Here is a 7251-nt window from a genome sequence, read left to right on the forward strand (position 1 = left end):
TAGAAATTAAAAAAGTTGCCGTATAGGCAACCCAGAATAGACACATGCCGGTGAATTTACAAAGCCGATCACGTCCAATGTTCGCTTTGTGATTCAGTTAAAGCATATCAGATTTGTATTTTAAAACAAGTCAGGTGTTTTAGCAACTCTCTTTTAAGACGGCGTGTGTCAGTTAAGAAAGGGAGCTTTTATTATGGATCAATCAAACTTTAACTTTACAAATGCTAAAAGAGCCTATGAAGTAAAGTTCTACGCTTTGCCGCAGATCTTACTCCAAGGGGAAAAATATAAGGATCTTAGCGATAGTGCCATTTTACTTTATTCGGTGTTACGCGATCGTCTAAGTTACTCACTAAGCAATAATTGGGTTGACGAAAATAACAACGTATATTTCATATACACAAACAATGAACTAAAAGATTTACGAAACTGGTCAAATAATAAAATCAATAAGATTAAACACGAATTAATGGACGCAAACCTTTTGTATCAAAAACATATGGGGTTTAATCCAAGATCAGGCAAAAACGAACCAAATAGATTATATTTGGCAGATTTGGAAGTAACAGCAAAAGACGTTTATATTAAGCGAGAGCCATTAAAATCGCCTGAACCCCTTGGTACAAGCGGACTTCTCAAAAAGAGAAACCCGCATGATACCGTTGAACCCCTTGGTACAAGCGGACTTCTCAAAAAGAGAAACCCGCATGATACCGTTTCTGATACGTCTGAATCCCTTGATACAAGCGGACTTCTCAAAAAGAGACAAGATCTAGACTATACTAATAATTTAGATACTAATAGATACAATATAGATACTCAAAAGTTGGACTTTTCCACAGCCCATTTTTCACCAGCAGAAATTCAAAAGCAAAACCAGGATTTGGTGAACCATGCTAATGACTTCTTAACTGATGAAGACAGTGGCTTACCGGTTTTCTTAGAACCCGAAGCCGTGCAATTACTAAGTTTCTGGTGCCGCACTCCGCAACAAATGCGGCGCTTCATTGGCATTATCTTAAATGCTAAGTACCGAGTTGAAAAGGATCATCAAGATATTGGCGTCATAATCCCGCTTTACGACGAAGAACTAAAACCTTTGATGACTAAAGCCTTAAGACGCTACTTTAACGCCCTAAGAAGCAATGAGAAGCATATCAAGAACGTGGAGAACTACTTATACGGCACCATGCAAAACCTATTTGGCGTTTGGTGGAATAAACAAGCGGCAAGAGAATATGTTGCTAAACACCCCGAGGAGCAGAACGCTGACAATGAATGATTTTAAAATCAAACGGCATATAAGCTCATTTAAGCCGTTTTAAGTGTTACATGCATAATTATATTAAAATCGCTTTAAAATCGCTTAGAAGCAAAAATAGACACCTTGAGTGGCTGAATTGGCGCTTGGTGGAATAAACAAGCGGCTAGAGAATATGCGGCCAAACACCCTAACGATGAGCGTGCTTAAAACTAAAAAGCTATATAAGGCCATTTAAGCTGTTTTAAACAGATAGAGCATAATTATATTAAACGAGTTTTAAAATGCGCTTACGGGCACTTTAGGAACGTTGTATAAGTGCCATTGCGGAAAGGACAGCAAACTTAAATTCACAACTTTTAAAGAAGCAGGCTAATTGAGATGGTACTCAAAGATTAGTATAATGTGAGTAGTAATAAAGGGGGGGCGAGAAAATCATGGCAGTTAAGGAAAAGAAACGCGTACAAGTCCAGATTGACAAAGAATTGGCAGATAATACCGAAGCCGTTTTAAGCCAGTTAGGTCTAAACCCAACTACCGCGATCAATATGTTTTATAAGCGGATCGTAGCTGACGCAGCATTACCGTTTAAACCAGCCCTGAGCGAAGCCGAAAGAGCTAATTTAAGCCTTTTAAAGGCTACCAAAGAGACACCAGTAACAGAGTTCAAAGACGCTAAAGAAGTCGCTGATTGGCTCAATGATCCAGATGAGGACTAATGGCTTATCAGATTAAATAAATTAATAACTGGGGAGTGTGATGAACATGAAAGATACAATCACAATTAATGACTTTTTTGAAATTGCCAAAGAAACTGATTTAAAAGATTTACTTGATAAGTCATTACATGAGCCAGATCCAGAAAAGCGCAAAGTATATGACGCTTTATATACCTACTTTTTAGATAAAAGGCAAGATGAGGTTATTAAGCGAAAGGACTTTGCCCGTTGATAGATAAACCCCAATATATAATTGTTGCTGGTATTAACGGAGCAGGAAAAAGTACGCTATACGATACATTTCCCATCTTGTTTGACAAAACAAAACGGATTAACGCTGATGAACTTTTAAGACAAATGGGTGGCGATTGGCATAAAGATAGTGACAACTTAAAAGCCATGAAAGAAGAAATCAAACAACTACACTATGCTTTAGATCACCAGCAAAGTATTCACGTAGAAACAACACTGGCAGGTAGAGGCAAAGCTCAACTCAATTTGATTGACAAAGCTCACAAAAATGGCTTTGAAGTGACTTTATTATATGTTGCTTTGCGAGATGAAAATTTAGCTATCCAAAGGGTCAACGAACGGGTACAAAAAGGTGGCCACGGTGTTCCAGTAGCAACGATCAAGAAACGTTATCAGCAATCCAAACATAATTTGCCATTAGTGGCCTTTAAATCTGATAAGGTCATGATCTATGATAATAGCGAAAAGTTTACCTCTGTTTATGCAAGAGAGAAGGGACAAGTTTTTAAGAACGATTTGAGGCATTTTCCTTGGATAAACCAAAATATTACTTATCCAGAAAGGGTGCAAAAGCAGTTACAAAATTTTGCAGATCAAAACCCAGAAGAAAATCCTAAAAATGATCCAGAAAATAAAAACGATCGGCCTAGTTATTAGGTTGATCGTTTTTGAGTTTATTCGGTTTATGGGCGTTAACATAGTCAGCAAATGTTTTTAAAAGTTCTTCGGTTTGTTCGACCGAGAGGTTATTAGCTTGAAAGTACTTTTCTAATAAAGCCCCTTTTTGAATTAATCGGCGAGAACGGGCTTTGCGGGATTGCCGATTTTCATAGTATTTAGATTGCCGTAATTTAAAATCTTCCCGCTCAATTTTTTGTTTTAAACGCGCTTGCTGCTCGACTAGTTTTTCATATTGATTAGACATGGAATTTCCCCATCTCGTATGGCTAATGATCTACGGACTTTACCTTTAAAAATTCAGAAAATTGCTTGGCTAAAAGCTTAATCTGATCGTTAGACAAATTAGCATAATCTAAATTGGCTTGACTGATGATTTGTTTACCTAGCCGTTGTTCAATCTTATTTTTTCGTCCTTAATTTTTTGATTAAGGGCTTTTAATTTAGCTTCTTGTTTTTCTAAGTTACTTTGAGACATAACGATCCCTCCAATCATATTAGAAATAATCACCGACACTATATCATAAGGGAAACGTTAAGTCAAAGTATAAAAGTTGAAATAGCGAAGCGGAAGGCATACACTAAGTTAAAGTTAAGAGAATCAGAAGACCGAGTGAAACGAGGTCAATGCGCACTTACACATAGAATGAATTCTATGTTGTACTAACCCAAAAATACTGTTATTAGAAGTCGCCGATGTCGACAACAGAAGAAAACCCATAGAATCAAAGTAAAGAGGTGACTAACATGGCAATATTTCATATGAGTTTTAGTAATATTAGTGCTGGTAAAGGACGCAGTGCCATTGCCAGTGCCGCTTATAGAAGTGGTGAAAAATTATTTGATAATCAAGAAGGCCGCCACTATTTTTATGCCCGCTCGGTTATGCCAGAAAGCTTTATTTTAACCCCAAAAAACGCACCAGAATGGGCCAGTAATCGAGAACAATTATGGAATGAAGTTGAAAAGAAAGATCGTAAATCAAACTCACGGTATGCAAAAGAATTTAACGTAGCTTTACCGGTAGAATTCAGTGAATCCGAACAGAAAGAATTACTGACAAAATATGTGCAAGAAAATTTTGCCGATCAAGGTATGGTAGCTGACGTAGCAATTCATCGCGATCACCCAGACAATCCGCATGCACATGTGATGTTAACCAATCGCCCATTTAACCCCGATGGTAGTTGGGGATTAAAAGCAAAGACGCAGTACATTAAAGATGAAAATGGCAAGCAACTTTTAACCAAAAGCGGGTTTCCAAAACAAAGAAAAATTTGGTTGGTTGATTGGGATAAAAAGGAAAAAATTGGGCGTTGAGTGTTAATCAGTTCTTAGCACAAAAAAATATTCCGGATCGGATTAGTGAAAAATCGTTTGTCGATCAAGGGATTCAAGAGACACCTACCCAACACGAAGGCATTAACAGCCAAAGAAAAAATCGAAAAGCATTTAATCAACAAGTTAAGAACTATCGTAAGTCCAAAGCTGGCTATAAAAATATGCAGGAGAAAGTAGTTAATCGAGGCCACTTGGATAGCCTAAGTAAACACTTCTCGCTTAACGAGAAAAAAGTGGTCAAAGAGTTAAGCCACGAACTGAAAACTTATATTAGTTTGGAAAGTTTAGATGATAAGCGGCGCATGCTATTTAATTGGAAAAACAGTACCTTAATTAAGCACGCTGTTGGTGAAGATGTCACTAAGCAATTATTGACAATTAACCAACAAGAAAGTTCACTAAAAAAAGCAGATGAGCTCTTAAATAAAGTAGTTGATCGCACGACTAAAAAACTCTATCCAGAGCTTGATTTTGAACAGACAACCGCGGCTGAACGACGGGAATTGATTAAAGAAACTAATAGTGAACAAACGATTTTCAAAGGCAGTGAATTAAACGAACGTTTAATGAATATTCGTGATGATTTATTGACCCGACAATTATTGACCTTTACCAAACGGCCATACGTTGGCTGGAAGTTATTAATGCAACAAGAAAAGGAAGTCAAAATCAAGCTTAAATATACGCTGATGATTCATGATGATAGCTTAGAAAGTCTAGAACACGTTGATCAAGGTCTACTAGAAAAGTATTCACCAACCGAGCAGCAAAAGATTACTCGAGCAGTCAAAGACCTACGGGCAATCATGGCCGTTAAGCAAGTCATTAAAACGCAATACCATGAAGTATTGAAAAGGGCCTTTCCCAAAGGCGATTTAGATGGATTGCCATTGATTAAACAGGAACAAGCCTATACAGCCGTGATGTACTATGATCCTGTTTTAAAGCCATGTCAGGCTGAAACAATTGAACAGTGGCAAGCAAATCCACCACAGGTGTTCAGTCCCCAAGAACATCAACAAGGACTAGCTTATTTATCGGGACAGCTTAGCTTAGATCAGTTAGAAAATCATCACTTACAACGGGTTTTAAAGCATGATGGCACTAAACAACTCTTTTTTGGCGAATGCAAAGCCGATCCGACGATTAAGAACAGTCAGATCGAGAAAATCCAAAAGCAGTTAAAAGGGCAACAAGCCAAGGACGACCAGTATAGAAAAGTAAATATTGGACATTATCAACCGCTAAATTACAAGCCAGTTAGTCCAAGCTACTACTTAAAGACGGCCTTTAGTAACGCAATCATGACCGCCCTATATGCCCGTGATGAAGATTACGAACGGCAAAAACAGGCGCAAGGTTTAAAGGAGACTGAGTGGGAAATGACGAAAAAGCAACGGCAACACCAAACTCGAAACCGGCATGAAGATGGGGGCATGCACTTGTAATCACAAAATTAGCGACTGGTTAATTGGTATGAATGGTAGCCCATAATGTATTTTATATTGATAAAAATTAGAGCGTGCTCGATTAGTTACGTATAGCTGCCAGCCTTGTGTATGGTCTATCAAAGAGACCAGGTAAACAAAACCTTTAAGCCGAAACCCTATTTTGAACTAGATGCGGAAATTTTAGCTAATCAGCAAAAATTCGTCGCAAAATTAGACCCCTATCAGCGGTTTAAAAACGAAACAGGACTAATAACATTCATGCAAGCTAAGCACGTTCAGAAAGGCTCACAGGCCGGCTTAATCAAGGACGTCCAAAAACAAGACAAAAAGCGTGCTAGTCCACAACTATTCTCACTATCCAGTCTGCAAAGTGCCATGAATAAACGTTATCACGCCAGTGCCAGCCAAACCTTAGCGGCTATTCAAAGCTTATACGAAGACAAACTGCTCAGTTATCCCCGCACCGATTGTGCTTATATCACTGATGAAGAATTTAGTTATTTAGTGGCTAATCTGACGAAGTATCTGGGTTTGATCTCTAAGCCAGTCGCTTTAACCAATACCACTCCGAACAAACGCTATGTTGATGGGAAAAAAGTTGAAGAACACTACGCCATTATCATGACTAAAGTCGTGCCGACGAAAGAGAAACTAGCCAGCTTGCCTAAATTACAGCAACAAGTCTATGACTTGGTTTTAAGAACCACATTAGCCATGTTTGCTGATCCTTACGAATATGAAGAAACCACCATTATTACCCAAGTTGGTGACGCCAATTTTAAAGCAACCGGTAAGGTCCCAACTAAGCAAGGCTGGCAAGCTTTATTTGATGATCACAAAGCCGACCAGCAAGAAGTAGCAACTTTACCGCTCGTTCACCAAGGCGATCAAGTCCAAGCAAATCTGCAAACACCGCAAAAAGAAACGACACCACCGGTCCCCTTTACCGAAGGTACCCTGATTACGGCCATGAAGACCGCCGGCAAAACGCTTGATGATGAAGAAGCCCAAGCGATTCTTAAAGATGTGCAAGGCATTGGGACAAGTGCAACCCGGGCCAATGTGCTGGAAGTGTTAAAGAAACGCGGCTATCTCGTCACTGAAAAGAACAAGCTACACGTCAGTGAAGCCGGAATTACTTTATGTAAAGCGGTTGAACTCGAACCCTTGTTAACTAGCCCAGAGATGACAGCAAAATGGGAGCAAGCGTTACAACAAATCAGTATCGAAGAACGCACCCCGGATAACTTTTTAGAACAAATTAAAAAGTTTGTATCAAAATTGATTGCTGATGTTCCCACGCAATTGACTGGCAGTGAAGCCATTAAGCAACAAATCGATCACCAACAGCAAGCACAAAAGTCCGACGAGGTCTTCTTAGAAACACCGCAAGCGACCGTTTTAAATAAACAGAAGTTTTACATTGTAAAGCCTAAGCAAGGCGAAAGCTTTACCCTGCCCAAGAAATGGAGCAGTAAGACCCTCGGTAAGACCGCAATTAAAGCGCTGGTCACCAAGGGGGAAACGAGCAAATTAAAGGGTTTCAAGA

6 protein-coding genes and 2 pseudogenes are annotated in these 7251 nt (G+C 39.0%); 6 read left to right on the forward strand and 2 right to left on the reverse strand.

Translation table 11 applies throughout. From position 1 onward, the window contains the following. Positions 1-193 precede the first annotated feature (193 nt). The 4 genes from KGF65_RS15980 (at position 194) to KGF65_RS15995 (ending at position 2889) form a co-directional block, all read left to right on the forward strand. Complete coding sequence (locus KGF65_RS15980; RefSeq protein ID WP_099722360.1) at positions 194-1282, forward strand: replication initiator protein A; 1089 nt, start codon at positions 194-196, stop codon at positions 1280-1282. Between the two features lie 416 nt (positions 1283-1698). Continuing rightward, the gene (locus KGF65_RS15985) at positions 1699-1980 is read left to right on the forward strand and encodes a type II toxin-antitoxin system RelB/DinJ family antitoxin (protein WP_010014831.1); all 282 of its coding nucleotides are present in this window, start codon (positions 1699-1701) and stop codon (positions 1978-1980) included. 46 nt (positions 1981-2026) lie between these two features. Then, the gene (locus tag KGF65_RS15990) at positions 2027-2212 is read left to right on the forward strand and encodes a hypothetical protein (protein WP_099722359.1); all 186 of its coding nucleotides are present in this window, start codon (positions 2027-2029) and stop codon (positions 2210-2212) included. Continuing rightward, complete coding sequence (locus KGF65_RS15995) at positions 2209-2889, forward strand: zeta toxin family protein (protein ID WP_099722358.1); 681 nt, start codon at positions 2209-2211, stop codon at positions 2887-2889. Before KGF65_RS15990 ends, KGF65_RS15995 begins: the two co-directional genes overlap by 4 nt. On the opposite strand, the gene KGF65_RS16000 is transcribed toward KGF65_RS15995, so the two are convergent. Then, positions 2879-3157 (reverse strand): hypothetical protein, encoded by a 279-nt coding sequence (locus tag KGF65_RS16000; protein ID WP_014940856.1) that lies wholly within the window; start codon positions 3155-3157, stop codon positions 2879-2881. The genes KGF65_RS15995 and KGF65_RS16000 overlap by 11 nt on opposite strands. 22 nt (positions 3158-3179) lie before the next feature. Then, positions 3180-3388: pseudogene (locus KGF65_RS16005) on the reverse strand (hypothetical protein). A gap of 269 nt (positions 3389-3657) precedes the next feature. On the opposite strand from KGF65_RS16005, the pseudogene mobQ reads away from it, so the two are divergent. Together mobQ and KGF65_RS16015 are read left to right on the forward strand one after the other, a co-directional pair. Continuing rightward, positions 3658-5699, forward strand: a pseudogene (mobQ, locus tag KGF65_RS16010) (MobQ family relaxase). Positions 5700-5810: 111 nt separating this feature from the next. Then, the coding region (locus KGF65_RS16015; protein ID WP_216788243.1) for a type IA DNA topoisomerase at positions 5811-7251 on the forward strand (1441 nt) is incomplete at its 3' end.

The sequence above is a fragment of the Lactiplantibacillus sp. 30.2.29 genome, assembly GCF_018991255.1.
Classification (GTDB): domain Bacteria; phylum Bacillota; class Bacilli; order Lactobacillales; family Lactobacillaceae; genus Lactiplantibacillus; species Lactiplantibacillus pentosus.

Bases quoted from the DNA above. Each gene is read 5' to 3' on its own strand.
- KGF65_RS15990 (WP_099722359.1), top strand. From the start codon at position 2,027: ATGAAAGATACAATCACAATTAATGACTTTTTTGAAATTGCCAAAGAA.
- KGF65_RS16000 (WP_014940856.1), bottom strand. From the start codon at position 3,157: ATGTCTAATCAATATGAAAAACTAGTCGAGCAGCAAGCGCGTTTAAAA.
- KGF65_RS15980 (WP_099722360.1), top strand. From the start codon at position 194: ATGGATCAATCAAACTTTAACTTTACAAATGCTAAAAGAGCCTATGAA.
- KGF65_RS15985 (WP_010014831.1), top strand. From the start codon at position 1,699: ATGGCAGTTAAGGAAAAGAAACGCGTACAAGTCCAGATTGACAAAGAA.